The sequence below is a fragment of the Kitasatospora sp. NBC_01302 genome (assembly GCF_035976515.1).
GTDB lineage: Bacteria > Actinomycetota > Actinomycetes > Streptomycetales > Streptomycetaceae > Kitasatospora.
On the sequence record NZ_CP108404.1, the window covers coordinates 2205298 to 2231037 of the forward strand.

General features: G+C 70.5%; 34 protein-coding genes. All 34 read right to left on the minus strand.

What is annotated here, in order from left to right:
• Positions 1 to 3 precede the first annotated feature (3 nt).
• The 34 genes from OG294_RS09005 to OG294_RS09170 all read right to left on the minus strand — a co-directional run bounded on the left by OG294_RS09005 (position 4) and on the right by OG294_RS09170 (position 25730).
• Entirely contained in the window at positions 4 to 1545 is a 1542-nt protein-coding gene (locus tag OG294_RS09005; protein WP_327065910.1) for a DNA primase family protein, read from the minus strand.
• Positions 1542 to 2447 (minus strand): toprim domain-containing protein, encoded by a 906-nt coding sequence (locus OG294_RS09010; RefSeq protein ID WP_327065911.1) that lies wholly within the window; start codon positions 2445 to 2447, stop codon positions 1542 to 1544. The genes OG294_RS09005 and OG294_RS09010 overlap by 4 nt, the downstream gene beginning before the upstream one ends.
• A 20-nt stretch (positions 2448 to 2467) precedes the next feature.
• Entirely contained in the window at positions 2468 to 2827 is a 360-nt protein-coding gene (locus OG294_RS09015) for a hypothetical protein (RefSeq protein WP_327065912.1), read from the minus strand.
• A 44-nt stretch (positions 2828 to 2871) separates the two neighbouring features.
• A complete protein-coding gene (locus tag OG294_RS09020) occupies positions 2872 to 3051 on the minus strand; it encodes a hypothetical protein (RefSeq protein WP_327065914.1) in 180 nt (59 codons plus the stop codon).
• Positions 3048 to 3227: a hypothetical protein gene (locus OG294_RS09025; protein ID WP_327065916.1), complete on the minus strand. Its 180-nt coding sequence runs from the start codon at positions 3225 to 3227 to the stop codon at positions 3048 to 3050. The genes OG294_RS09020 and OG294_RS09025 overlap by 4 nt, the downstream gene beginning before the upstream one ends.
• Entirely contained in the window at positions 3224 to 3529 is a 306-nt protein-coding gene (locus OG294_RS09030) for a hypothetical protein (RefSeq protein ID WP_327065917.1), read from the minus strand. The genes OG294_RS09025 and OG294_RS09030 overlap by 4 nt, the downstream gene beginning before the upstream one ends.
• Before the next feature lie 11 nt (positions 3530 to 3540).
• Positions 3541 to 4158 carry a hypothetical protein gene (locus OG294_RS09035; RefSeq protein ID WP_327065918.1) on the minus strand — a complete coding sequence of 206 codons (618 nt, stop codon included), beginning with the start codon at positions 4156 to 4158 and terminating at the stop codon, positions 3541 to 3543.
• The gene (locus OG294_RS09040) at positions 4155 to 4496 is read right to left on the minus strand and encodes a hypothetical protein (protein ID WP_327065919.1); all 342 of its coding nucleotides are present in this window, start codon (positions 4494 to 4496) and stop codon (positions 4155 to 4157) included. Before OG294_RS09040 ends, OG294_RS09035 begins: the two co-directional genes overlap by 4 nt.
• 307 nt (positions 4497 to 4803) lie before the next feature.
• A complete protein-coding gene (locus tag OG294_RS09045; protein ID WP_327065920.1) occupies positions 4804 to 5556 on the minus strand; it encodes a recombination directionality factor in 753 nt (250 codons plus the stop codon).
• 217 nt (positions 5557 to 5773) lie between these two features.
• Complete coding sequence (locus OG294_RS09050; RefSeq protein ID WP_327065921.1) at positions 5774 to 6571, minus strand: hypothetical protein; 798 nt, start codon at positions 6569 to 6571, stop codon at positions 5774 to 5776.
• Positions 6572 to 6646: 75 nt separating this feature from the next.
• Positions 6647 to 6844, minus strand: a complete 198-nt coding sequence (locus tag OG294_RS09055) for a hypothetical protein (protein ID WP_327065922.1) — start codon at positions 6842 to 6844, stop codon at positions 6647 to 6649.
• Positions 6841 to 7395, minus strand: a complete 555-nt coding sequence (locus OG294_RS09060) for a deoxynucleotide monophosphate kinase family protein (RefSeq protein WP_327065924.1) — start codon at positions 7393 to 7395, stop codon at positions 6841 to 6843. The genes OG294_RS09055 and OG294_RS09060 overlap by 4 nt, the downstream gene beginning before the upstream one ends.
• A 121-nt stretch (positions 7396 to 7516) precedes the next feature.
• Positions 7517 to 8215, minus strand: a complete 699-nt coding sequence (locus OG294_RS09065) for a hypothetical protein (RefSeq protein ID WP_327065925.1) — start codon at positions 8213 to 8215, stop codon at positions 7517 to 7519.
• 132 nt (positions 8216 to 8347) lie between these two features.
• Positions 8348 to 8659, minus strand: a complete 312-nt coding sequence (locus tag OG294_RS09070; protein WP_327065926.1) for a hypothetical protein — start codon at positions 8657 to 8659, stop codon at positions 8348 to 8350.
• 3 nt (positions 8660 to 8662) lie between these two features.
• On the minus strand, positions 8663 to 8905 hold the full coding sequence (locus OG294_RS09075) for a hypothetical protein (protein WP_327065927.1): 243 nt from the start codon (positions 8903 to 8905) through the stop codon (positions 8663 to 8665).
• Positions 8905 to 10788 carry a LysM peptidoglycan-binding domain-containing protein gene (locus OG294_RS09080; protein WP_327065928.1) on the minus strand — a complete coding sequence of 628 codons (1884 nt, stop codon included), beginning with the start codon at positions 10786 to 10788 and terminating at the stop codon, positions 8905 to 8907. The genes OG294_RS09075 and OG294_RS09080 overlap by 1 nt, the downstream gene beginning before the upstream one ends.
• A gap of 79 nt (positions 10789 to 10867) precedes the next feature.
• Positions 10868 to 11389 carry a hypothetical protein gene (locus OG294_RS09085; protein ID WP_327065929.1) on the minus strand — a complete coding sequence of 174 codons (522 nt, stop codon included), beginning with the start codon at positions 11387 to 11389 and terminating at the stop codon, positions 10868 to 10870.
• Complete coding sequence (locus tag OG294_RS09090; protein WP_327065931.1) at positions 11386 to 12561, minus strand: hypothetical protein; 1176 nt, start codon at positions 12559 to 12561, stop codon at positions 11386 to 11388. Before OG294_RS09090 ends, OG294_RS09085 begins: the two co-directional genes overlap by 4 nt.
• Positions 12561 to 13712: a hypothetical protein gene (locus OG294_RS09095; RefSeq protein WP_327065932.1), complete on the minus strand. Its 1152-nt coding sequence runs from the start codon at positions 13710 to 13712 to the stop codon at positions 12561 to 12563. The genes OG294_RS09090 and OG294_RS09095 overlap by 1 nt, the downstream gene beginning before the upstream one ends.
• A 13-nt stretch (positions 13713 to 13725) precedes the next feature.
• Positions 13726 to 14520 carry a phage distal tail protein gene (locus OG294_RS09100; protein ID WP_327065933.1) on the minus strand — a complete coding sequence of 265 codons (795 nt, stop codon included), beginning with the start codon at positions 14518 to 14520 and terminating at the stop codon, positions 13726 to 13728.
• Between the two features lie 117 nt (positions 14521 to 14637).
• The gene (locus OG294_RS09105) at positions 14638 to 16857 is read right to left on the minus strand and encodes a hypothetical protein (RefSeq protein WP_327065934.1); all 2220 of its coding nucleotides are present in this window, start codon (positions 16855 to 16857) and stop codon (positions 14638 to 14640) included.
• 11 nt (positions 16858 to 16868) lie between these two features.
• Complete coding sequence (locus OG294_RS09110) at positions 16869 to 17408, minus strand: hypothetical protein (protein ID WP_327065935.1); 540 nt, start codon at positions 17406 to 17408, stop codon at positions 16869 to 16871.
• On the minus strand, positions 17369 to 17710 hold the full coding sequence (locus tag OG294_RS09115) for a hypothetical protein (RefSeq protein ID WP_327065936.1): 342 nt from the start codon (positions 17708 to 17710) through the stop codon (positions 17369 to 17371). Before OG294_RS09115 ends, OG294_RS09110 begins: the two co-directional genes overlap by 40 nt.
• 81 nt (positions 17711 to 17791) lie before the next feature.
• The gene (locus OG294_RS09120; protein WP_327065937.1) at positions 17792 to 18397 is read right to left on the minus strand and encodes a phage tail tube protein; all 606 of its coding nucleotides are present in this window, start codon (positions 18395 to 18397) and stop codon (positions 17792 to 17794) included.
• 21 nt (positions 18398 to 18418) lie between these two features.
• Positions 18419 to 18844 (minus strand): phage tail termination protein, encoded by a 426-nt coding sequence (locus OG294_RS09125; RefSeq protein ID WP_327065938.1) that lies wholly within the window; start codon positions 18842 to 18844, stop codon positions 18419 to 18421.
• Complete coding sequence (locus OG294_RS09130; RefSeq protein ID WP_327065939.1) at positions 18841 to 19098, minus strand: DUF5403 family protein; 258 nt, start codon at positions 19096 to 19098, stop codon at positions 18841 to 18843. Before OG294_RS09130 ends, OG294_RS09125 begins: the two co-directional genes overlap by 4 nt.
• A 4-nt stretch (positions 19099 to 19102) precedes the next feature.
• Positions 19103 to 19492: a hypothetical protein gene (locus OG294_RS09135; protein ID WP_327065940.1), complete on the minus strand. Its 390-nt coding sequence runs from the start codon at positions 19490 to 19492 to the stop codon at positions 19103 to 19105.
• Positions 19489 to 19917, minus strand: coding sequence for a hypothetical protein (locus tag OG294_RS09140; protein WP_327065941.1), 429 nt, complete (start codon positions 19915 to 19917; stop codon positions 19489 to 19491). Before OG294_RS09140 ends, OG294_RS09135 begins: the two co-directional genes overlap by 4 nt.
• 9 nt (positions 19918 to 19926) lie before the next feature.
• Positions 19927 to 20961, minus strand: coding sequence for a P22 phage major capsid protein family protein (locus OG294_RS09145; protein WP_327071483.1), 1035 nt, complete (start codon positions 20959 to 20961; stop codon positions 19927 to 19929).
• Positions 20962 to 21019: 58 nt separating this feature from the next.
• Positions 21020 to 21508, minus strand: a complete 489-nt coding sequence (locus OG294_RS09150; protein WP_327065942.1) for a hypothetical protein — start codon at positions 21506 to 21508, stop codon at positions 21020 to 21022.
• Positions 21509 to 21517: 9 nt separating this feature from the next.
• Complete coding sequence (locus OG294_RS09155) at positions 21518 to 22408, minus strand: VG15 protein (RefSeq protein WP_327065943.1); 891 nt, start codon at positions 22406 to 22408, stop codon at positions 21518 to 21520.
• Entirely contained in the window at positions 22329 to 23789 is a 1461-nt protein-coding gene (locus OG294_RS09160) for a phage portal protein (RefSeq protein WP_327065944.1), read from the minus strand. The genes OG294_RS09155 and OG294_RS09160 overlap by 80 nt, the downstream gene beginning before the upstream one ends.
• Positions 23789 to 25489: a terminase gene (locus OG294_RS09165; protein ID WP_327065945.1), complete on the minus strand. Its 1701-nt coding sequence runs from the start codon at positions 25487 to 25489 to the stop codon at positions 23789 to 23791. The genes OG294_RS09160 and OG294_RS09165 overlap by 1 nt, the downstream gene beginning before the upstream one ends.
• A 10-nt stretch (positions 25490 to 25499) precedes the next feature.
• A complete protein-coding gene (locus OG294_RS09170) occupies positions 25500 to 25730 on the minus strand; it encodes a hypothetical protein (protein ID WP_327065946.1) in 231 nt (76 codons plus the stop codon).
• Positions 25731 to 25740 lie beyond the last annotated feature (10 nt).

The window sequence follows — 25740 nt, forward strand, 5'->3', positions numbered from 1 at the left end:
TTCCTAGTCGTTGGTGGTGTCGAACACTCCCGGCCCGGCCGGTGACGGCTGGCTGGCGAAGCGGACGCCGAGCAGCACGCGGCCCCGGGTCATGCGGTGCTGGCGGATGCCGCGCTCGTCCAGGGCGGAGATGAACCCGCGACGGGTCCACGCCTTCTCGCCCTGTGCCTCGCACCAGTCGCGGTACGCGGTGTACGCGTCCTGGGCGGGGACGTGCTCCTTGTCGCTGCCGGTCTTCACCAGCACATCCGTCAGGAACTCCGCCAGCGCGTCCGAGTTCTCCTTGAACGAGGACGTGGCGCTCTTGATGCAGGCCGGCTCCTTCAGGCCCTCGGCGTACCACTCGACCGCGCCAGCCACCGCCCACGCGGCGATCCCCTCGGCCTCCTCCCGCAGCGTGGCGAAGATGCCGTGGTCGCGCTCCTCCGGCTTGAAGTACCGGTCGAACTTCACCAGCTTCACGCGTCGCCACAGGCCCTCGTCCTGCGACCGGAAGGCGGGGGTGTGGTTGGAGGCCAGCCACAGCAGGAACGTCGGCTGGTAAGTGAAGAAGTTTTCCCTCATAAAACGCGCCGTCAGCTTGTCGCTGCCGGTGGCGCGCTTCAGCACTGACTCGCTCATCGGCTTCCCGGCCTCGCCCTCGCTGGCCATCACCATCCGGGCCCCGCGCAGCGCGGCCAGGTCGGCGGGGATCGAGCTGCCCCGGTCCTCGAACGTCTCGAAGCGCGTCGTCTCGGACAGGTCGCCGAAGACGTGCGACAGGGTGTCCAAGAAGACGCTCTTCCCGTTCGCGCCGGTCCCGATCAGCACCGCGAACGCCTGCTCGGCCGTCGAGCCGGTGACGCCGTACCCGCACAGGCGGCGGATGTAGTGGGGCATCGACGGCTCGGTGGGGAAGACCTCGGAGAGGAATCCGAGCCACCGCAGGGCCTTCGCCTGCGGGTTGTAGTCCCACGGCAGAGCCTTGGTCAGCATGTCGGCCGGGTCGTGCGCCCGGATGACCCCGGTGCGCAGGTCCACGGTTCCGTTGGCGAAGGTCAGCAGCTCGGGACGGTTGTCGAAGTCGTCCACCTCGCAGTGGACACCCCGCACCGACGCCAGCTCGCGCATCAGGTCGTCGATCCGGCGGGCCATCGTGAAGCCCTTGGCGGCCTTGGCCAGCGGGAGCGCCTGGACCTGCTTCTCGTACTCGGCGTCCAGGGCCTCCCCGGCGAGCTTGAGTTCCAGGGCCGCGCGGATGACCTCCTTCTCGCGGGCCAGCGTCTCGACCATCGCGGCCCCCAGGTCGTGGGCGGCCTGGCGCACCAGCACCTCCGAGCGCACCCACCGCCGGCCGTCCCAGACGTGGAAGCCCACGCCGTCGGCGTACTTGATGCCGCCCTTCTGGAACTGCACCAGGGCATGGGCGTTGACGATGTCGGATGCCCCGTAGCGGGAGGCCGCGTCGCGATAGGCGGCCACCGCCTGCGCAGGGGGCAGGGTCAACGCGGCCCGCTGCGGCTCGTAGGGGGTGGTCAGGCTGTCGATGGCGTAGGTCGTCGTCACCGGGTCTCTCTCCATACTGCGTAGTCCTTGAAGCCCGCAGGCAAAGTCAGTTGGCGGGCGGGCACCTCCCGCTCGTTAAGGGCGGCCAGGATGGTCCGGGCGAACTCCCGCCCCGAGCGGTCGTTGTCGCCGCACACCCGCACGTCCCTGCCCGCCAGCCCGGCGGCCAGGGCGTCCAGCGTCGCGGGGTCGTTGTTGAGCAGCGCGGCCCCACGCACCCCGACCACGTTGAAGCCGTCGGCGACGACCGCCAACGGATCGGACAGGCCCTCGGCGATCACCCACGGCGCACCGGGGTCCGGGCCGGGGAACACCCCGAACCGCTGCCACTCGAAGCCGTCGGGGTTGGCCAGCGAGATCCACCGCACCGGGCAGCGCCCCGAGAGGTCCCGGCCCTGGGCGCCCCTGGCCACTCCCGCGAAGTCGGCCATCGGCACGACGAGGCGGGGATACCGGACGAACGAGGTCGGAACCCACTCGGGGCACGGCTGCGGACCGGGCCACCAGCGCAGGCCCAGCCGGACCTGCTCCGCCGCAGCGAGGCCGAAACGTTTCTGCGCGTAGGCAACGGCAGCCGGGGCGTCGTCCTGCCCGGCCGGCAGGCTGTCCAGCCACACCCGCAGCCCCGCCGTCAGGAACGGCGAGACCGGTTCGGGCCGGGCCTCGGCGACGACCGCCAGGCCCTCGGCGTCCACGTTGAACAGGTGCCGGGGCAGCAAGTCCAGCGCGGCCACGATGTCCTCGAAGCGGCACCCGGCGCGGCAGGCCAGGCCCACCATGCCGTTCGACTTGAGGTTGATCCACAGCGACGGCTTCCCGTCGTCGTGGGCCGGGCAGCGCGCCACCCACTCACCGCCCTGGTAGTCCCGCCACTCCTCCAAGCGGTCCAGGATCTCCGACATCCGCAACGGCCCTCTCCTCTCTAGTAACCGGCCTCCCGAAGGGCCTTGACGATCGCCGCATGCGTGCGGATCGACGTGACGGCGTACCCATCCTCGGTCTTCGCGCGAGGCCGCTTCACGTACGCGACCCCGAACGGCATCCCGGCGTTGACGGCCTCGGCCTCCGCCTGGCGCACATAGGCGGCCAGGTCGTAAGACTTCTCCGCCTTGCACTCCCCAGCGAACGGCCGCACCCCGAGATCGCCGATGTCCGCCGCGCCCTCCTGGACGTTGCGACGCACGTTGTCCCGGTCGGTAGGGTCCTTCCAGCGGACCGCGCGGTCACCGTCCTTCCAGAACTCCCGGTACAGGCCGAGCTGTTCGTTCAGGTAGTCGGCCACCGCGGACTCCCACGCGGTTCCCTTGGCCTTCGATCGGTTGACCACTAGGCCGTCACCACCGTCAGGCCCGCGCCCCGGAAGACGGCCGTCGCGGCGGCCTGCCAATAGCGGGCGAAGTCCGGGCGCTGGCGGGCGTCGTGAAGGAACAGGATCACGTCCCCGGGACCGGCGGCCCGAAGGTCACCGAGCGCCGGGGCTATGCCCAGGCCGATGCGGAAGGTCACGTCTCGCCCTCCCCCGCACGTGGCTCGCGGAAATCGCCGACATGGGCAGCGTCCGACGCCCGCAGCAGACGGCGCGGGTTCGCACCCTCGGCGGCCAGCGCTCGCGCTCGGGCGTGCAGGAACGCCCGCCGCTCCTCGGGAGCGATCTCCCACAACGGGGTTCGGTGGTCGCTCAACGGGCCGCCCTCTCCTCGGGCAGGTGCGCCCAGGAGGTCCGCCGCGCGATGTGGCGGCACGCCCGCTCGGAGATGTCGAACGCCTCGGCCAGAGCGGACAGGCTGGCGCCCAGGTCGGCCGAGCGGCGGATCGCGTAGACCTTGCGCTCGGTCAGCTTCGCCTGGCTGTTGCGGGTGCCGGCCGAAGGCGGACGCGGCGACTCCCGGAACGCCAAGCGCATGATCTCCTGCGCGCGGTCGGTCGCGGGCAGGACGTTGACGAGGCGGGCCGGAATCGGCTCCGCACCAGTCGGAGTTTGCATGGGGTTCTCTCTCATTCAGGGGTTCCGAGCGCGGCAGCCAGCTCGGCCACGGCGTCAAGGCTGTGCAGGAAGGCGCGGTTCGTCTGGTCGGGGTCGGTGAGGTCCGCGAGTGCGTCCACCAGGCGGTTCATGGCGGTGGCAGCCGGGCCGGGGAGGCGGTTCTGAATGTCCGAAGTGGCGTCGAACATGCGCAGAAGGTAGGTGTCCACGTGGCGGCTCCGGGGGGTCGGAAGCAGCCGCGCGGCAGGGTCCTCGGTGATCTCCGCCTCGGCCTGCTCCAGCGTCACGTCACCGGGGTTCTTCGGCTTCGGCGGATTCGCCCGGCGGTAGTACTCCGTCCACGTCTTCGCAGCGGGAAGCTCCACGTCCAGCCCCGGAACCAGCTCGGTGCGCGACGGGACGTGTCCGTCCTCGGCGAGGAGATCCCACGCGGCGAGGTAGCGCTTGACCGTGCTAATCCCCTTGCCCGCCACCTTGGCGAACTCGGAGGCGAACACCTTGCCAATGCCCAAATGGGCATTGGCGCCCCCCTTCTCACCGGGCTCCACACAGCGCGCCGCGAGCAACGCAAGGAACGCCTTGCTACTGGCCTTGCCGAACAGCTCGGCGTCGGCTTCCCAGGCGGTCATCGCTGGGCACCCATCGCGTGAAGGATCACCTGGAACGCGGCGGCCAGGTGATCCGGGACCATGACGCTGACGAAGCCGGGAGCGGGCTGCGGCGAGACGGGAAGAACTACGGTCAGGGCCGGGGCAGTCCGGCGGGCGGCGTCGGGCAGTGCCCGGATCGCGGCGGTGTAGCGCGGGGAGAGCTGGTTCTTGCCGTCGGCGACGACGTACAGGATGCCGGGACCGTTGAAGATTCCGACGCGGGCCGCCATCTGCTCGAAGGTCAGACCCGTGCGGTCCCGCTGCTCCAGCAGCTCGGCCCCGCGCATGCGGGCCGGCGGCATGTCTGGCACGGCCATGCGTGCTGCGGCCGGGACAGACGCTGCGGTGGGCGCGGTCTTCTTCGCCTGGGCCCGCACCGCCGCTTCGGTACGGCCGAGCAGCCGGGCGATCTCATCCCACCGGACGCCCTGGGTGTGAAGCGCCGTGAGCCGACGCGTTTCCGAGGGCTCCCACGACAGGCCGTGGCGTTCGCGGCCGACTCGACCAGCCGAAGACAGGACCGTGAGGTTGGTGCAGGGGTACATGGGTTTCTCTCTCCAGGGAAACGGGAGCGGGACCGGCCCCGAAGGACCGGTCCCGCTGGTGTGATGGGTGGAGCGCCGGTTAGAACGGCGGCTCCTCCTCGACGGCCGCGTTCGGCGCGTCGGTGATGGCCTGCTCGAACGCCTTGACGACCTTCAGCTGAAGCTTCTGGTAATCCACGTCCCGGCCGCTCTTGGCCGTGTACTGCACCCGCTCGTTGATCAGGTGGGCCAGGGCCGGGCCGCCGACCTTGGCCAGTGCGGTCTTGAGCGCGGGCAGTTCGCTGATGAGCGACCAGCCCGAGGACTTGTAGCGGAAGACGCCAAGGCCGGTGTCGTGCGCGAGGCGGAACGTCAGGGTGATGGCGGGCTTGGGGCCGCGCTCGGCCTTTGCCCGGTCCTTCAGCTCCGCCAGCGTGCCGGGGCAGCGGCAGGGCACGCCCACGTCCTCCGGCGGGGAGAGGAATGCGCGGGTGTCGCAGTGGTGGGCGAGCTTGCCGTTCACCCACTGCTTCATGTCGAACTCGATCGCGCCGGGGCCGTCGATGACGACCTCGACCCGGTCGGTGTCGGTGTTGACCGCCATGGCGTCTTCCGCCTCGGTCTCCCGCTCGTAGGGGGTGCCGCCCAGCAGCTCCGCCACCGCGTCGGCGGTGGAGGGCAGCGCGCTGGTCACCTGCCACTGGTGGAGCGTGGTCGGGAACCCACCGTCGGGGGCGGCCTCGTAGTTGCGGAAGGTGCCCGCAACGTCCGGGCGACCGGCGGCCTCGGCACGCTCCGCACGCTCGGCAAGCTCGGGGTCGGAGGCAAAGATGTTGTCGAGTGCGTTGCTCAAGTGTGATCCGTTCTGTCGGGTCGGTGGCCGCCAATGGGTCGGCACCGTGGGAGTAGAGCCGGGGCGGTTAACACCGCCCCGTGGAGGTTGAGACGGGGTCGGTAACACCGCCCCGTGGAGGTTGAGACGGGGTCGGTAACACCGCCCCGTGGGAGTAGAGCCGGGGTGGTTAACACCGCCCCGTGGAGGTTGAGACGGGGTGGTTAACGAGCTCTGGTCAGGCGGCGCGGCGGGCGGTGCCGCTCTGGTGGCCGGCCTCGTTCTTCCAGGCGACGCGGCCGATGATCCCGGCGTCCGAGTCGCGGTCGTCGGCGAAGCGGGCGCGCAGGGTCAGGAAGCGCTCGAAGATCCGGCGGTCGATCGTGACGGGCCGGAACTCGGCGCGGGCCGGGGTGACGTGCAGGACCGCCCCGGCATCGACCTTCGGGAACGGCTGGATGCGCCGGTCCACGGTGATCAGGTCGTCCGCGTGGGCGTAGGCCGCGAGCTGGGCAGCGACCGACAGATAGATGCTCTTGCTGGTCTTGAGGTCACCGAGAACGGTCTTGCCGTTGATCTTCACCAGGAAGTCGAACGACCCGGCGTAGCCGTGCTCCCGCGACCAGGCCACGTCTTCCGCGTGCAGCAGCTCGGGCTGGTAGCGGTCCAGCCACGCTTCGATGTGCCCCACGTACGGCTCGACATCGTGGTGCGGGTAGGGCACCTCCTCGCCGCGCAGCCGCAGCTCGAAGTAGTCGTGCACCAGGCTGCCCACATCGGCGCGGACCTTGGTGTACCTCTTCGCTGCGTACTTCAAGAAGTCCACGGCGGCCTGGCGGTCGCGCGCCGCGATGCGCTGCACCACCTCAAGGTCGGTCACCGCACACTCGGCCGCCATACCGGCCGACCAGTCCTGAAGGAACGGCTTCGCCTCCATGTTCAAGATCGACGTCACCGACGGGGCGAGGTCTCCAGACTCTGGGTGGACGTAGTACCGCGAGCCCTTCTGGTGGATCGTGCGGACGCCTTCGGACATGGGTTCTCTTCTCTACTTGAGGGCATGCAAAAGGCCCGCCCCGGTCGGGACGGGCCACCGCGGAATGACGCGGGATCAGGCAGCGGCGAGCAGGGACGGCAGGGTGTCGGAGTAGCCGGGCACCTCCGCCAGGACGCGGGCGTTCGCGGCCTGCTCGTCGGCCTCGCGCTCCGCCGGGGTCAGCACGTCGGGGACGGGGGTGTAGATGAACACCACGTTCTCGATGGCGCTCGCGGTGCGGTCCAGGGAATCGAAGCGGTCGCGCAAGGTCATACGGTGGCCTCCAAGGCGGCGCGGACGCGGTCGGAGAACTGGGCGATGGTGCCGGTGTTCGGGATCACGAGGTCGGCGTGCTCGGGGCCGAGCCGTTCGCTCGGGTGGTCGCCGTCGGGGGCGCCCCGGTCGATGAACCAGACGACGAATCCGGCGGCGCGCAGGGCGTCCACCTCGTTGTCGAACCGCACATCCGTCACCACCACCGGCCCCGGGATACCAGTCGCGCTGCGGACTGTCCGGCCGATCCAGAAATCCGGGTCCACGTGGCGGCGGACGCCTTCGGTCCCGAGCCGCTGAAGGAACCGGCGCGCTTCCGGGAACCGGTCCTTCACCTTCTCCCAGCCGTAGCGGTCCACCGCGCCCGCCAGGTGGATCTGGGCCGGGGCGTTGATGCCCAGCAGCTCGGTGCCCACCACCGGGTCGATGTCGTATGCCATCTGCTTGAGCGGGTCGGCCAGCGCGAGGCGGACGTACTCCTGCTCGCGCAGCACGCCGGCCGCCGTGTCCTTGCCGGATCTCGCGCGGCCGATCAATGCGATGTTCTTCATGTCGTTGCCCTCCTTCGCCACGGTTGAGGCGACCCGGTTAACAACCGACTCGACGGCCTGCCGGAACGCGAAAAGGCCCCGCCCTCCCGGAATCGGGAAGGCGGGGCCTGGGGGCGGGACGTCAGCTCAGGGACTCCTCCAGCGCGAGCAGAGCCGCACGGGTCTCGGCCAGTTCCTCACGGAGCTGGTCCGCAGTGGTTCGGTCAAGGCAAGCCAGGGCCTCCGGGGAGAGCGTGGCGATTGCCTGGCGGAAGGTGCGGACCACCTGCGGGCTTCGAAGCGGGGGGATGGTCAGATCGCCGTCTTCCACCGCCTGGCCGATCCGGCTGGCGGCCTGGAGAGCCTGAAGCTTCCCAGCCTGGAGTTCGTTCCGCGCCTGTGGCACGATCCGGTAGTACTCGAAGATCGCGTCCGATGATCCGAACGCCGAGAACCTCCGGTCCCGCTCAGCCGGGTCGTTGTCCAACCCTCGGAGGTAATCAACACGGACCTGTGACATGGCTGCCCGGATGCCCTGGGACATGCTGGTCCGGTCCTTCGCCAGTTTCTCCCTCATCTCCTTCGACATTCCCGGCACCGGCTTGTACCCGGCGGCGTCGAGCAGGTCGGACATCCATCGCCGCGCCAGGTAGCTTTCCCTCCGCAGATCTGGAAGGCCATCGGCGTTAGTGAAGAGAAGGGCAGTCTCGAACACCACGGCAGCGAGCTGCCCGTAGGCGCGAGCCGGGCCGGCAGCCGCCAAGGACAGGGCCCTGTCCATCACCTCTTGCGCGCCGGGAACCTCCTGCCAGCGCGGTGCGGACGGCTTCTTCGTGGCCATGGATTCCTCTCGGGTCGCTGCGCGGAGTGATGTGCAACCCCTGGTCGCCCCCCCGCCATTCCCATTCCACCACAGTCACGCTCCGCAACGAGAAAAAGCCCCGACCCGCCCGAAGGCAGGCCGGGGCCCTGTTCATCGCTTCGCCTTCATCCCGTCGTCGCCGAGCCGGACGCGCGGCTCGGTGTCGGTATGCGGGCACGCGCAGCCCTCGGCGAGTGCTGCGGTGCGGGCCTCCTCGGTGCGGGCTGCGTCGGTCTCGTGTGTGACGACGCGCTTACCCGCGGAGTGCCCGCCGGCCATCGCGGCGGCGGCCAGCAGGAGGCCGATGATGGCCTCGTCGGTCTCGATGCCGGCCAGCTTGGGCACGACGGTGCCGAGCACGGTCAGCAGCGCGACGACGGCGGCGCGGGCCTTGACGGGGTTGGCGTTGAGCCAGTCCTTCATCCTTTATCCCTTCAGTCGGGCGACCACGTCGGCGGCCAGGGCGGTGCCTCCGGCGAGGCCGGAGGCCACGACGCCGTAGCGCCAGCGTTCCAGCGCGCGGACGCGGTCTTCGTGGTCCTTGAGCATCTGGTCCACGGTCGCGCTGCTCTGGGCCAGCGAGCGCACGTCCTCACGCACGCCGACCAGCTGGTCGTAGATCTCGCGTGGTCCGATCACCACGCCGCCGAGCTGTTCGTCTCGGGCCATCAGTACCCCCCTGCGTTCCAGGCGATGGACTCGAACGAGCCGTAGGTCGCGTTCGCGTAGCGGACGCCCGCGATGATCGAGTCCACCGGGTTGAGGATGTCGCGGTGGCCGGGCAGCGAGTAGGCGTCGAACGTGGGCCGGATGGTCTGGAGCAGACCGTAAGTGCCGCCGTAAGCCGCTTCGTTGCTGTCCCAGTGGTTCTCGGCCTTCGGGTTGCCGCCGGACTCGATCATCGCGCGGTGCTCGATCGCGGCAGCGCTGGGGACGAGGTCGCCGTTGGCGCGCAGGACGTCCCGGGCCTGTTCGATCCATCCGGCGAGGTCGTTGGAGTAGCCCGTGCTCGGGGTGGCCGGCTTCTCCTCGACCGGCGGGGCCGGTGCGGGTTCCGGGGTCGGGGTGGGCTGCTCGGCGGGGGCCGGGGCGGGCTTGAGCGCGGGGGCCTGCGGCTTGGGCGCGGCAGGGCGCGGGACGGGAGCGGAGCCGTCGGGGATCGCGATGTCCTGCCCGGGGAAGATCAGGTCCGGGTTGGCGACCGTGGCGGTGTTGGCGGCCACCAGCGCTTCCAGGGTGACCCGGTAGCAGGCGGCGATGTCCCACAGGGTGTCACCGGGAACGACGGTGTGGACCGGCGGCGCGGCGGCAGCTCCGGCGGTGGCGGTCGGCAGGCTGATCACCTGCCCGACCTCGATCCGGTCCGGATTGGCGATCTGCGGGTTGGCGTTGACCACGGCGTCCAGGCTCGCGCCGTAGCGGGCGGCGATGGCAGACAGGGTGTCCCCGGCCGCGACGGTGTGGGTGGCTGCTGCGGGGGCCGGGTCCGGGGCGGGAACGGGGTCCGGGGTCGGCACCGGGGTCTCGACCGGGGTGGGCGGGGCCGGGGTCTCGGTCACCGGCGGGGCCGGGGTCTGCGGCGTGCTGCTCGGGGTGGCCGGGGCGGGGACGGTGATCTGCTGCCCCTCGGTGATCCGGTCGGGGTTGCCGATCTGGGGGTTGAGGGAGAGCAGCCCGGCAACCGTGGTGCCGAGCGCCACGGCGATACCGCCAAGGGTCATGCCCTTGCGGATGGTGAACGTGCGGGTGGCCGGCGGGGGCGTGACGGGCGGCAGGGGCTCGGTGACCGGGCCACGGCCGAACTCGGCAAGCAGGCGGGCGAGCTGCTTGGGGCCGGGGATGCCGTCGGCGTCGGCGGTGTCGCCGATCTTGATCTGATAGGCGCGCACGGACTCGGTGTCCGCGCTGCCCCACACCGGGCCGGGGCCCTGAGTGTAGCGGGAGCAGCCCGCGCGGACGAGGGCGCGGCCCATCTCGGTGATGTGCTGGCCGCGCGCGCCGGGGCCGTACATCAGGCCGTTGATGGTGACGGGCCGGCCGGTCGGAGTGCCGGTGCCGGTTTCGGTGCCAGTGCCGCCGGAGGTGTAGGCGGGGCGGCCGACGCCGAGCACGACGGAGCGGGGCCGGGTCTTGCGGGCGACGTAGCCGCCGGAGCCCTGGCCCGCGCCGCTGTCGCGGGCGGTGTTGCCTTCAACGGTCTTGACCTGCTGGCCGGGGGCGGAGTCCTCCAGGACGATGCCCACGTGGTCGGCGACGCCGTTGTTCGACCAGCTGAAGAAGATCACGTCGCCGCGCTTGAACGCGGCGTCGCGCCCGAGCCACTGGCCCTTGTTGCGGAAGGCTTGGACGTGGGAGGGGCAGTAGGCGAACCTGCCGACGGTGGCGGCCTCGCCGCCCTTGTCGGCGCACCAGGAGACGAACATGTCGCAGAAGGGTTCGTGGTTGAAACCGGGGGCGTACCACTTGCCGAAGGGGGTGTCGTAGTACTTGCCGTTCGGGGAGAGGCCGCCTCGGTAACCTTGGTCGGCCCACTTGGTGGCCTCGGCGATCATCGCTTCGCGGGAGATATAGCTGTCCTTTTCAATGACGAAGCCCCGCCCGGGAGTTCGGGCGGGGCCGGTTGGCGGAGGGTCAGGCGTAGCCGGGTGGCAGAGCGACGAGTGTCCAGGTGCCGGCCTCGGTGGCCTGGGGCGCCTGGTTGAGGGGCAGGGTCATGGCGACGCCGGGATCGACGGTGCCGCCTCCGCTCACGTCGGTGCGGGTCTGGAGCAGCAGGCGCTGCCACTCGCCGGGCTGGGTGCCGCCCATGGGCAGCACCCAGTCCAGGCGGACCCAGCCGTTGTTGAGTGCGCCGCCGGTGTACTGCCACTCGGAGGTGACGGCGCGAGCCTTGTCCACGTCGAAGAGCCTGAGCCAGACGCCTGCGCCCTGCTTGGAGGAGACGCGGCAGTCCAGGCGGATGACGGGGTGGGCGATTCCGGCGGTGGGGATGGTGGCGGCGGCGCGCCAGGCGGTCTGGACGTCCAGGCCCTGGCGGTAGGGGGTCATGGGCAGGACCGCGCCGAGTGCGCTGGCGGTGCGTTCCATCGCGGACAGGCGGGTGTCGATGCCCTGGAACTCATCCGCGAGGGTGGGGCGGCCGTAGACGGTCATGCGACGCTCACCAGCTCCCCCTTGACCCAGTCGTCCACGCGCTCGAAGACGGTCGTCGGCACGAGGGACAGGGTGGTCTCCTCGCCGGTCTGGGAGACCTTGGTGCTGATCTCCTGGATGACGTACTCGGCGTTGATACCGGGCCAGTTGGCGGTTCGGGCACGGACCCGGATCTTGTGGCCCACGCGCAGCTCGGCCACCGAGTACTCGCCGCCGGGGTGCAGGCGCACCTCGGGGACGACGATGGGGAACGCGCCGACGGCGGTCATGCGCTCGGCCTGGGCGGTCAGGGTCTCGACGCGGACGACGGAGTTGTTGGTCTCGACGGCGGCCAGGCGCGGGATGCGGCGGCCGTCCTCGGTCTCCAACTGGCCGTTGTACCACCAGCTTTTGAGCTGCGACCAGCCCTCGCCCGCGCCGTTGACGCCGGTCTCGGTGCACATCTTGTCGCCGTCGCTGGTGACGGAGGTGACGTCGCAGTTGGTGCCGTGCTCCAGGACGATGCCGGTGTCCACGCCTCCGGCCGGGGCGAGGAAGCGGAACCGGTTGCGGATGATCCGGGCGTCCACGTCCCAGTCGTGGTCGATGCGGAAGTCGAAGCCCTTGATGACCGCGCCCAGTTGCTCGACCGCCTCACCGACGGACTTCCACTCGAACCAGGGATATGTGCGGTCGCGCTTCATGGTGTCCAGGTCCGGGCCGAAGGTGAGCGCGCCGGGGCCGTTGCTGCCCCAGTACCCGGCCTGCCCTGGGGCGACCGGGGACGGGTTGTCGGCGAAGGTCTGGATCAGCTCACGGGCGATGGTTGTCTGTTCGCGCGGGGTGGTGCCCGTGCTGTATCCGAGGTTGACCATGTTTCGGCGGTAGTACTCCCACAGGCCGGGGCAATCCAGCGTCATGGTCTCGGTGGCCATGTCGACCGACCAGGAGAGCAGGGGGCCGCCCCACAGGACGCGACTGCCGCGCTGGACGTGGGCGATGATCCGCCACGGCGAGACGAGCGACCAGTCCAGGCCCGCCAGGGGTTCGGCGGACAGCGGGACGGTGAAGCTCGCGGAGCCAGGGGCGTTGAGGATGGAGCGGAAGGACAGGCCAGAGACGGGCAGCTCGGCCAGCAGCCGGCCGCCCTTGAACTCGGACAGGATCACGCGGTAGTCAGCGGCCTCGGTCATCAGGCCGCCTGTATGACGATGGCCTCGGCGTAGGACGTCCACGCCGCCTTGAACTTCACGTTGTTGTTCACGGTGTTGTCCGGGCGGCACGAGGTGCTGACGCTCATCGCCGCCCCGGCGGGAACCTTGATGGTGCCGGTTCCCCGGACGTCGCGGTTGTCGCCCGCCCGGATGTACTGCGGCCGACCGGCCCGGCGGCTCTCGCCGTGCCCGAAGACCACGGGGCTGATCCACCCCTCGCCGAAGTCTCCGGCGTAGGTGCATTCGAAGCTGACGGTGACCAGGCGCGGGTACGGGGTCGCGGGGGCGGTGAAGGTGTGCCAGCCTTCGGAGCCCCAGGCGTTTTCGGGAGCCTGGTAGCTGGCGTCAAGGCGGGTCGCGCCGGGCAGGACCGGGGCGGTGGTGCCGGGGCCGGTGACCTTGTGCAGGGCGGTGGTCACCGAGTCGTAGACCAGGGAGCCGGCCGGGGCTCCGGTGGCGGCCTGGGCGATGCCCTGCGGGCCTGCTGTGCGGAGCTGGCGAAGCGGTGTGGTGTCGAGCTGACCGGCGAACACGAAGCGCTGGTCCTCAATGCCGGTGATGCCGGTCTGGGCGATGTTCACCAGTGCCAGGCGGATGCAGTTGGACGGGACCGGCCAGTCCTTCGCGCCGGGGGTGGACTCGGCGAGGACCGCCAGCGACCAGCCGCGCGCGCCTTCCTTGGTCACCTGTGTGCCGGTGCCGGGGGCTGCGGCGTAGGGGGTGCCGTCGGCGGCGTAGGTGACGGACTGCATGTAGCGGTCCGCGGTGGTCTTCATGTCCATCAGCAGCGGGCCGGCCGGGGCGGTGTCGGGGTCGGCGAACGCCACGACGAGGTCTTGCCGGGCGGCCTCGCCGGGCTTCGGGGTGGAGCACTGGAGCTGAATGGAGGCGTCCAGGTTGGCGAAGTGGACGGCCCCCTTGTGGGAGACGGCCACGTCGTCCGGCAGCCACAGCGAGCCTGCGGCGACGCTCACGCGCGGGGTGGGGTTGTCCACCTTCTCGACCAGCAGCGCGGCCGGGCCCGAGACGCCGACGTGGGCGCCCCGGGTTCCGCCGATCATCGTGCGCAGGTCCAATGCGTCGTAACGCCCCTGCTGCACGAAGAGCGGGGCACGGAGTTCTACAGCCAAGAGAAGGGGGTCCTTACATCCAGGCGGAGCGCCACTGCACATCCGCCGTGACCCCGTCGGGGCCTTCCAGTACGTCGAGTTGAACGGCGCTCGGCCCCGGGGGCAGGGCGAACCAGGCCGAGCCCGGATCGACCTGTCCGAAGCGGGAGGCACCGTTGAGGGTGATGCGGCGGCGGCCCATGTCCACCACCAGGGCGTCACCGCGCCCGACCCGCAGGCCCCGGGTGGCGAAGCGTCGGCGGACCCCGTCGTGGACGAGGGTCAGCGCCGGGTCGCGGATCTCGCCGGTTCGCGGGGTCAGCCGCACGATCGGCCAGGAGTCCACCGAGCCCGCGTTGTAGATGTCCGGAGCTGACCGGGCGGCGGGGCCGTTGCCCATGTCGAAGGGGAACGTCAGCGGGAAGATCGGCCGACCGCCCCGGGGCACGTCCACGGCCACGGTCGCGCTCTGGAGCCACGCCCCATAGAGACGTGGGTCGGTGGCGGCCAGCTCGACCGTGAAGCGGCGGCGGCCCGCGTGGTACTCGCGGTCCACAGTGACGGCCCGCTTGCGCACCCGGGCCATGATCCGCGAGCGCCCGCCGGCCACCGGGGGGAACGCGAACTCGAACGGCCGCTCCGGACCGCCGGGGGCGAAGGCCCCGAGCAGCGCGGGCACCTCGCGGTCGTCCAGGGCCAGCATGGTCAGGGTGACGGTGCGCGAGCCCATGTAGTCGGTGCCGGGGGTCAGGCCGTCGCGCTGGAGCAGTTCGGCGTCCGAGGTACGGACCTCGGGGGCGTCCAGCAGGCCGGACACCTCTTCCAGCACGACGGAGGAGTCCTCACCGAGCAGCAGCCCGCCCCACGCTGCTGTCCAGTCGCGGCCCGTGTAGGGGTTGGAGGCCGACAGCGGGGTGCCGGTGGTGATGTCGCTCGGTCCGATGGGCTACCTCCCGGAGGTCTTCAGCTCCCACGCGATGGCCTTGCCGATCTCGTGGGGGTCCGCGCTGGTGCGGGCGTTGACGGTGATGTTTGCGCCGTAGCGCTCGCGGCCGGCGGCCTTGGAAACGGGGTCCGGGTGGCGCAGGCTCGCGGCGGCCCGCTGGCCGTAGCCGTAGCTGTCGAGCGAGCGCAGCCCAGCGGTGACCGGGCGAAGTGCCTGCTCCAGCGGGCTGGCGTACGGAGCGGCGAGGGCGGCCGGCATGGCGGCGAAGGCCATCCTCGGCGCGGCCATCAGGGAGCGCGGGGCTGCGGCCGTCGGGGCGGACGCGGGCGCCGAGCTGAACGGGTTCAGCGACGACATGATGCCGCTCACCACGCCGCCGACAGAGATCGACTTCATGCCGTTGACCAGCCCCTGGATCGCGGACTTGCCCTTGTCGTAGAGCAGCGAGCCCAGGTCGCCGATCGCGCCGAGGATCTTGCCTGGCAGGCTGGCCACGTAGGAGACCACGGTGCCGATCCCGGACGACACGCCGCTTGCGATTTGGGACCAGGCTGAACTCACTGCTGAGACGCAGGAGTTCCACGCGGACAAGGTCCACGACTGGACGTTTCCCCAGGCTGCGGCCACCGCGCTGGCCGTGGACGAGGCCGCTGACGACACGGCGGACGTCACCGACGCCCAGGACGAGGAGGTCCACGAGGTCACTGACGCCCAGGATGACGAGGTCCACGAGGTCACTGACGCCCAGGCTGACGAGACAGCGGAGGCCACGGAGGAGGCCGCCGACGACGTCCAGGAGGTCACGGACGACCACGCTGACGAGACGGCTGAACTCACGGCCTCCCAGCAGGACTTGGTGGCCGAGGTCACCCCGTCCCAGGCTGCCTGGATCATCTGCCAGGCCCACTGGGCTCCGACTGCCAGGCCGTTCCACGCCTGCATCGTCACGCTGAAGGTGATGACCAACGCGCGCAGGCCGAGGTCGACCAGCCGCATCAGGGCGGACGTTGCTTCGGCGTTGTCGGAGAAGACCTGGAAGAACTGGCGCAGGGTGTCTGCGAACCAGCTGATCGACGCGGCGATCTCCGGCGAGAACTGGACCGCGAGCTTGGCGATTCCTTGCAGGAAGGCGTCGAGCAGACCGACCAACGGGCCCAGGATCAGCTGGAGTTGGGCGCCACCGTTGGACAGGGTGAGGAAGAAGTCCCCCAGGGCAGCGCCGAGACCGACGAGCGCTTTCGGCAGCTCGTCGGTGAAAGCCTTCATCCCCGGCGAGGACATCGCCGCCGTGAGCTTCGGGAACAGCGTGTCGGTGAAGTCGGTGATCGACTTCACCATCGGTCGGACGTACTGCGCCCCGGCGTCGAAGAACGCCTTGAACTCGGGCTGGGCCTGCTTGAACCAGGCCGTTACATCCTTGACCGCGCCGCCGAACTCGTCGCGGATGCGGGCTGTTGCGGGCTTCAGCGCCTCGGAGGCACTGGTCATCGCCGCCTCGGCGGCTTTGCCCAGGTCCTTCATGTTGCCCGCCGCCGCGACGGCGGCGAGGCCCAGCGGAAGGACCGGTAGGGCTGCCAGCGCCAGGACGCCGATCAGCCCGGAGGCTATGACCGTCACCCAGGCGGCGATGGCCGTGACCGCGACGAGCAGGGGCAGCGTGGCGGCGGCGGACTGGGCGAACCCGGCCGCCATGCCGAGCGTGCCCTGTGCGGCCGAGCTGATGCCCGACCCGATGCCCTGGAGGGCGGAGGCCGTCTGCTCGATCGAGAGGGTGAAGAGCCGGCCGAAGTTGCGGCCGATGTCCGCGACCCCCGAACCCAGGTTCGCAAGACCGGACTTGACCCGGTCGAACCCGCCTCGGGCGAGGTGGACGTTGATCCCGAGTCGCCAGCGGCGGCCGGTGAAGGCCCGGATCTGGACTTCGGCCGGCGCGGTGTCCGCGTCCGCCCGGACCCGGGTTCGTCGCTCGCGGGTGAGGGCTGCGATCCGGGCGGCGGCCTCGCCGGTGTCGGCGACGACGTTGACCCGGACGTTGCGGTCGTGGGTCAGCTCCCGCAGGCGCGCGTTCACGCCCGTGGTGTCAAGGTCGAGCTTGACCTTGAGCTTGGTGTACTTCTCCAGCATCTCCAGGTACTGCTTCAGGCGCTGGCGGAAGCCGTCAGTGTCGGGCAGGACGCGGATGTGGACGCGCCCGGCCTCTTTGCCGCCGGGACCGGCCATCGGCTCACCTCCTACGTGAGTCGGACCGGTGCGGGCCGCATCGGCGCGGTGGAGCGCGCGAGCACGGCCGCCGGTAGGCGGAACGTTTCTGCAAGAGGGGTAGAAGGCAGGGCCACGGCGGGGCCTCCGCCCTCGCCGACCTCGCGTTGGAGGGCGGCGGCGAACGGGTTGCCGTCGGCGGGCCTGCGGGTGCGCTTGGCGTACGGGCGCGGGTAGGGCGTCGGCTTCTCGACCGCCCGGGGGTTCTTGGCGGCCTTGGCGACCTGGACGTGGGTGAGCGCCTGCACGGCGTCCACCAGGTCCGCCAGGACGTAGGTCCGCGCGTCCCAGCCCAGGGCCTCACGGCCGCCGCGCATCGCGGCCAGCGTCGCGCAGTCGTCGGGGAGCGTCCCGATCAGGGCGAGGATCAAGCGCGCGGAGTGCCGGCCCCGGACCCAGTCCAGGACGTCCACGCCGCAGAAGCGGCGCAGGTCGGCGGTGATCTCCGCGCCGTGCTTGTCCAGCAGCCTGATCAGGCCGATGCTTCCCCCGGCGCGGCCTGCTCCATCCACGCCTCGACCACGGTCATGGTCTGCTCCAGCGGCAGGGCGTCCACGGATTCGCGCATCCGCTTCTTGTCGGAGGCGACCGCGACCAGCAGCGCGCCCATGGCGTCGATGCGGCGCTCGTTGCTGACCTTCTCGGACTGCATGACGTCCATCAGTGCCATGGCGGCCTTGAGGTCGCCGCCCGGCAGGGCTTCGATTCGGCGCAGGCGCAGCTTCTTGCCGCCCTTGGCGACGAACGGCAGGCCCTTGCCCGCGTGCTTGCGGTCGGCCTCGGCCTGAAGGTCGGCGAAGTCCAGGGTGGTCACGGTCTAACTCTCCTTGCTGCGGTACTGGTTGCGGGGAAGCATCGGCCCGCCCCCGGAGTGTTCACGGGGCGGGCCGGCGGGTCAGGCTGCGGGCGGCAGGAGGCCCACGGCCAGGTCGAAGACCGGCGTCACGGTGCCGAGCGGTGCGGCCTGGTTGAGGGCGACGACGGTGGCCTTGACCGGCATCTCGGTGAGCGCGGCCGGGTCAATCTTCACGGCGTCCGCGCCGATGATGCTGGTCTTCGGGTAGTGCCACACGACGGCCTTGCCGCCGTCCACCGCGCAGATCATCAGCGCGCGGTTCTGGGCGGTGGGGCTGGTGGGGATCGAGAAGAACCCCTTGCTGTCCAGGCCCTTGGACGTGCCGTAGTAGAGCTTGTACGACTCCGCGGTGAAGTCCTCCAAATTGACCGTCACCGCGTAGGTCTTGCCCGGGTCGGTGGTCTTCAGGCTCTTGGACTGCCAGCTCCCCAGAACCTCCGGGTCGTCACCGTCCACGGACAGCTCGATGCCGTTGTCCAGCGAGGTGTTTCCCACGGACTTCCACGACGCCGCGCCAGTACCCCACTTGGTGGTGTCCTTCGGGTCGAACCCGGGCTTGCTCAGGTCCGGCGGCGCGGTTCCCGGGTCGGCGACGTAGATGTATCCGGTGCCCGGTACCAGGACCGGGGCGTCGTCAGCAGCCATCGCTGACTCCCTTCCGGCCCGTCAGCGGGGCCTTGTAGCGATCATGTAGTTGGCCGAGAACCGGTAGAAGTCCGGTTGGGCCTCAGTCATCGGGTCGGTGGTCATGAACGGCCCCGTCGCCTCCCGGAAGTGCGAGAGGTAGCCGTCGGTGTTGCCCCACTGGTCGCGGGTGAGGCGCACCAGGGCGGCGCGGGCGCGGCGGGCCAGCAGGGAGGCGTCCGCGCGGGCGGTGGCGTACGTCTGGACGGTGAACATGCCCTCGTCTATGAACCGCTTGTCGCGCATCACCCCGCCGACGCGGCGGGCGATGACCAGGCCGCCGGCCTCGCGCAGCGAGAGCTGCCAGTCGGTGGGCAGGTAGACCGCGCACCGGTAGCCGGGCAGCGCGGTGCGCAGAGCCTCCATGACGATCCGCTCGGAGTCGGGCATCAGGTACGGCTCGCTCACCACAGGGCGGCCTCCATCGCATGGATGCCGTCCACGTGCCGCCCGGCCCGGTGGTTGAAGCCGCCCCAGTTCTTATGAGCGGCCAAGGGGTCCTCATTCACGATGGCGTAGCCCTTGGCGTGGCGCTTGACCTTCAGTCCGGCGATGAACTCGCCGGTGTCGATGTGCAGGGCGGCCTTCGCGGTGATGCGCACCTTGCGCTCCTCGGCCTCCAGCTTGAGCGCGGCCATCACCCCGGGAAGTCCGGCGATCATGGCGTCACAGTCCGGCCGGATCTCGACCACTCTGCCCACCCCCTTCCACGATGACGGTCACGAACCGCATGCGGTCGGAAGCGCCGTGGTGGGCGCGCGGGGCGTCCACCACGGCCCACTTGGTGCCGGGGTCGCCCTCGTCCTCGAAGGCGACGGCTGACCACTTGTCGATCACCGCCTCGGGTGGGAAGACGATCTTTCGGCGGACCGGCGGGGACCAGCCGACCTGAGCGCCGACCGGGGCACGCCAGCCTGCGGCGTCGCCGACCGGCTGGACCCACGCCGAGTAGGTGGTGCCCTGCCCGGTGGCGGGCCGGTGGTCGCCGTAGCCGTCGCTCACCATGCGGACGGTGAAGACGGTGACGCGGGTACGTCCGCGTTCCAGCAGGCTCACGCGAGCCCCCAGGAGTCCTCGGGATCGGGGTACGGGTAGCCGGTCCGCAGGCCGCGCGAGAGCACGGAGCGCTGACCGTTCACCGACTTCAGACCCCCGCGGCCTGACACCCTGTCGATCAGCGCGGCCTCGCCCCGGGTCAGGGCCAGGCCCATCGGTGAACCGTCCGGCATCCGGTAGGAGACCTCGCCGGCCTGCTCCTGCACGTACCCCTCGGGGTTGCGGAAGCGGCGGTCGGCGACGGCCAGGGCCAGGGTGCGGATCACCGGGGGGTGGCGCTGCGGGGTCCACGCAGGGTGGCCTTGGGCGGCGATCACCCAGAAGGCGTCTTCGAGCGCGGCACTCGCCCGCTCCCAGTCCGGCGTGCCGGTGGCGGGAGCGGGCTTGCCCAGGCGCTTGAAGAGGTCGGCGACTTCGAGCGCCACGGCGGCCCCTTACTTGGCGGGGACGGCGGTCGGCTCACCGGTGAACGTCAGGCGGATGCCACGGACCTTGACCAGGTTCTTCGGGTCCTGCCAGTTGGTCTCGTTCTTCTTCAGGTCGGTGACCAGGGTCGCACCCCAGTAGGACGAGAGGAAGGAACGCTCCATCGCGGCACCGGAGTTGTAGTCCTTGATCCAGCGCAGCGCGAAGCCGTCCGCGTTCTGCCGGCCGCCCTTCGCGGACTCCGGGACGGAGGGCGCACCCGAGACGAGCTGGATCGCGGAGCGGTGGAACGCGTACACGCCGAGCGGGGCGAGGACGTCGTTCGTGGACTCCACGATGTCGAAGCCGTACAGGTTGCCGATGGTCGCCTGACGCAGCGCCGCGCCGCCGTTGGCGGACTCGTTGGCCTTGGTGATGTTCGGGTCGTTCAGCAGGTAGTACGCGGCCTCGGAGCCGACCACGGCGGTACGGCCCTCGGCCGGGATGTTCTCCTTGTTGAGCTGGACGCGCAGGCGCGCCAGGCTCTTGCGGATGATCTGGCCGGCCTGCTCGTCCGAGGTCGCCTTGGTCAGGTCAACGGGGATCTTCGCGGCGGTGGCCACGTCGGGGAACTCGTTCATCGCGCTCGCGACCTTGTCCTCAAGGCGCTCGGTGATGGAGTCCACCTGCGGCACCATGACCTGCTCACCGAAGCTGAGCAGGTCAAGGGTCAGCTCGGCGTCGGACAGGTCCACCGCCGAGTAGGCGTGGGTGTCGAGCTTGACGGTCAGCAGGCCCTCGTTCAGGTTCTCCGACTGAATCCACGTGGTCGGGTCGCCGAACTTGCGCTTGGCGTCGATCCGCTCCTCAGCGCCCTTCAGGCGGGCGGGGCGGCGGATGTTGATGACCTGACCGGTGGCGTTCACGAACTCGTCCGCCGAGCGGCGGTCGAACTTGTGGGCCAGGAGGACGCTGTCCTTCAGGTTCGCGATGGCCTGAAGGACCAGCTTGTCCGGGTTCTGGAAGGCATTGGCACGTGCGGGGTTGAGAGAGATGGCGCTGATCCTCGGGAAGACGGAAGGCCACCCCGGGACAGGGCAGCCTCAAGGCGGGTGGGGGTTCTCAGATGCCGAAGCGGCGCTTGCGCAGCTTCTCGGCCAGCCCCTTGTACGGGTCGGGCTCGGAGTGCGGCGTCAGCCCGCCGGCACCCAGCAGGGGCTTCGGCGCGGCGACGGTCGCCAGGGCCTCCGCGTGCTTGCGCACAGCGGCTTCGTCACCGCCCTGGACCAGGGCAGCCAGGACCGGCGGCAGCGCGTACTCGGCCGCGATGCGGTCCCGAAGGGCCTGCTCCTGGAGCTGGGCGACCTGCGCGCGCAGCTCGTCCGCCTCGACCCCGGACTCGTTCGAGCGCTCGCGCGTCGCGGTCAGGTCGGCCTGCATCTTCTCGTACAGGGCCTTGTAGTCCGGTTCCGCTGGCGCAGGGGCCGGACTCTCCTCGCGAGCCTGCGGGGCAGGGGCTTCGGGCTCCGAAGCGGCGGGCGGGGTGGCCGGGTTGGCGACGCCGCCGGGGATCGCCTCGGCCGGGGTTGGGGTCGTGGACTGCTCGGACATGTCTCTCTCCTAGGTCTTGGTGTAGTGGGTACGCCAGTCGGCCAGCGAGCCCCCGCCGAACTCGCGCCACATCCCGGCGAACTTCGCGTTGGCGTCGGGGAGCTGGTAGCGGCGCGAGAAGATCGGGACGGCCTGGCAGTGGCAGTGCGGGTGAGCGCCGAAGGCGGCCGTCCGCTTCGACTTGTAGACCGCGCCTCGGGCGGCCATGAGCGCGCAGAAGTAGCAGGGTGAGCCCTCGGTGACGCGGTAGTAGCCGATGGCCCCCGGGTCGTCCTGCAGCGCGTTGTTGATCATGTCCCGGCCGCCGTCTTGGACGATCTGCCCGCCCGCCCCGGACCCACCGGTCTTCAGCGACTCCAGGAACTCGCGCTCCCAGGCGATCAGCGCGGGGTCGTCCAGCGCGGCCGAGCCCTCCCGGCCGGGGCGCTCGCGCTCATGCTTGGCCACCCGGTCGGCGACCTGCTCGCGGAACGCTTCCTCCGCCCTGCGGGTCTCGCGGGCGATGTCCTCGGCGGGGAAGGGGTTGCGGGTGTCCACCGGCAGCTGCTCGCGCGGTCCGGAGCCGGTCCGCTTGCCCGTGGCGCGGTTGAAGTCGGCCCACAGGGAGGCGAGCGAGGAGGCCGGCCGGTAGCCGGGGCCCCCGATCACGCGGCCGGTCTCCAACGCACGCACCAGCCGGTAGAAGACGACCGACAGGGCGTAGGAGGCCGCCGCGGATTCCCGGACCGCCGCCCCGTACTCGGTTTCGAGCTCGGTCAACGACCCGGCGATCTCGCGGGCCTCGACGGCGGCCAGTGCCTGAGCCCAGCGGGCTGCGAACTCACCGGCCAGTGCTTCCTGTGCGAGCTGGTACGCGGCCACCGCCCGAAGGACCTCGGCGGTTCTGGGAGTCCACGCCACGGGCCGCCTCCTTCTGCTGCTTCAGGGCCTCGGCTTCGGCGGCCTCCGCCTTGCGGGCAGCCTCCTCGGCGGCCTTCACCGCCTCGTCAATGTCGGCCTGAGAGAACCCGGGCACCTTGCGCAGTGCGACCGAGAGTGGGACGCCCTGCTGCATGAGCTTCACCATGGCGTCGGCGGCCTGCGCGAGAGAGCGGGTGGACTTCTCGGCCCACTCGACCTGGCTCTCGTCCTGCTCGCTCTCGCCCCGGCCGGCCACCACCGCGCACAGCCGGAACACCGACTCCCACGACTCGCCCAGCGAGTCCTGAAGGGAGCCCAGCATCCGCTTGAACGAGGTCTCGGCGGCGGCCAGGGCATCCGCCGAGAGGTTCACCAGGCTGGCCCCGGCGAGGTAGTGCGGCGGCACATCGGCCAGTGAGCTGATCTCCTCGATCGTCTGGCGACGCGAGGCCATCAGATCGCCGGTCGGCATGGCCGGGAGCTGCCCGAACTTGGCATCCGAGTTCGGGGCCATCAGCAGCGTGGACGGGTCCAGGCTCGGCACGTCGTAGACCGGCTCACCGCTCTCCGCGTCGCGCACCGGGTCACCCGTCTCCGGGTCCAGGCGCTCGGACGGGGCGAGGCCCGTCGCGTAGCGGATCGCGTGCGCGCCCCAGTGCTGGTTGAGCAGCAGGGACAGGGTCTGCTGGTTGAGGCGGTCCTGTGAGACGACCAGCGGTTCGACCAGGCCCCGGGTTCGGCCCCGCAGGTCCACCGACGGCGAGAACCTGACCACGGGGCAGACGTTCATGCCGTGCGGCTCGGCGGAAAGCACCGCCGTGTCGGGCTCGGAGTCCAGGTCGATGGTGTACTTCGCCACGTCGTCCCACAGGTAGCCGACGGTGGTGTCCTCGTCGGGCTGCTGCTCGGGGACGTGCAGCGCGTACACCGGGTACTCGTCCCACGCCGGGTCGGTGTAGACCGCGACGGTGTTGATCGAGTCGTAGGCCCGGATCAGCGGCTCGCGGCGGCCCTTGCGCGGGTCGGGGGTGACCACGGCGTAGGCCGCTCCGGAGGTCAGCGCGGCGCGGTGGACGGCGGCCTGCCGCTCGTCCATCCGGTTCTTCTGCCAGTACGCCCACTCGTAGGCGTTCTCACCCGAACCCGGGCGGCGAAAGCCCTGCACCCGCAGGGCGTTCAGCGGGGTCTCGACCACCAGGCCGGTCACGTTCAGGATGGACCGCTTGACGAGGTCCTTGAACTCCGAGTTGGACTTGGCCGGCATCCACGGCGCGCGGTGAAGTCCGCGGGCGTAGCGGTCCACCAGGTTCAGCCGGTCGAAGTCGCGGTCGATCAGCTCCTTGGCGTGGCGGGCACGCTGGAGCACGACGGGGAGGGACATCAGAACCCTCCTCGGGTCTGTAGCGTTCCGGGCTGCTTGGGGGGCTTGAGCTTTCCGCTCTCGGTCAGGCGGCGGTGGGCGATCCACGCGAGCACCATCGCCGCGTACAGGTCCACCTTCAGCTTCGACTCGCGCGACTCCTTGCCGAACGAGAAGCCGTACTGATTGGGCCTCTTGCGGGCGTTCATGGTGTGCCGGGTCAGGGAGTAGTCGCGCACGTGCGGCAATGCCACGGTCTCGATCGCCCCGACCAGCGCCATGTGCTCGGTCGTGATCTCGCGCTGGTTCGCGCGCATGTCGAAGCCGACAGTGGACTTGCCGCTGGCCTTGATGAGCAGGTGCTTGCCGTACTTCTCCGACCAGTCGGCAACGTAGGACTCCCACCCGGCGACGTCGGCGAAGAACGCGACGACGGTGTACTTCTGGAAGACGTGGCCGACCATGTCGTTGACCTCCTGGCCGTCCACTTCCCAGTTCTTGCCGGCCGGGCCGTCGGGCTTCTCCCACAGCGCGAGCTTCTGGACGAGCTTGTCCCGAACGCGCATGGCCATCAGGCCGGTTGAGTCGTCCGTCTTGCCGCCGTCGAAGGACAGCACGATCCGCTCACCGGGCCGGATGCCGTCGGCCGGCTCGACCGTGGCCAGGTCCCAGGTATCGCGGTCCACCAGGGCGTCGTCATGGCTGGAGAGCTGGTTGAGGTACTTGCGGCGGGACTCGTCCTCGGAGGTGCTGGCCGACCAGATGTCCCGCATCACGCGGTCCGGGTTGATCCACACCGAGTCGCCCCGGGCGCACAGGATCGCGGCGCGCAGCTGGTCCTCGTCGGCGAGATCGACCCCGGGCGGGGCCTCCACCGAGTCGTAGTAGATACCGGCGTCGCGGTTCACGCCGTCGCGCTGCTTCTCGAAGGCGTACCAGGTGCCTTCGGCGACGCTCTCCTCGCCGATCACCGGGGCGTTGGTGATCTCCATCGTCCGCCCGCCGACCTTCGTGGCGTTCGGGCGGATGGTGGCGGCCAGGCGCGGGCCGTGGTTGCCCTCGACCCAGTGCCACGTCTCGTTCATCAGGGCGAAGCTGGGCCGTCCGCCCTCGGCGGCGCGGAAGCTCGAAGCCTTGGCTTCAAGGCGGCACTGGCGGCCGTCGGTGTCGCTCTGGCTCGCGTAGCAGACCTCTTGGCCGAGCTTGATCGCGTACCGGTCGATGGCGGCCGGGGAGAAGATCGTGGCCAGCGCCGACATGGTGTTGACGTTCTGGCCGGCCGCTGTGGCGAAGATCTGCACCCACGCCTCCTGCGGCGGGCCGCCGATCGGTGAACCGTCGGCGCGAAAGCCCACCAGGCGGCACGGGCCGACGAATTCCATCGCGGCGACGCTGGCCATCTTCGGGTCCTTGCCCCAGCCCTTGAGACGGCGCAGAGTGCCGGACTCGTAGCGAAAGGCCCGGCCCCAGGTCTCGGGGTCGTTCGGGTCCTCCGGGACCGCGTCGTCGCGCAGCTCGTACCAGCGGGCCAGGATTCTGACCTGCTCGGGGGTGTACTTCCAGTCCGGCCGGAACGCGTGGGCGCTCCAGCGCAGAAGCTCACCGGCGAGGGTGCGGTGCGGGTGGGGGACGGTGTCCGCGAGGGTGCGAACCGGCTCGTAGTGAAGCAGCGCGGCCCTCCTCGGTCCGGAAGTCGGCTGGACCAATGCCCATTTGGGCATTGGTCGGGACTCAGGGAGTCTTCGCCTCCTGGTGGGCACGCAGCTCCAGGGCGCGGGCCATCGTGGCGGAGACGTGCTCACCGGCCTCGAACGGGTGGGTCATGTCGTGGGCCCACAGCTCCCGGGCCGTCTCGTGCGGCACGGCGGCGTCCAGGCAAGTCTGGTAGTAGGTGATCGTCCGCGCGATGCGCAGCGACTCGTCCGATGGGCCAGCGGCCCGTGCTGCCTTGCGGCGTGCCACGGCGGGCTCC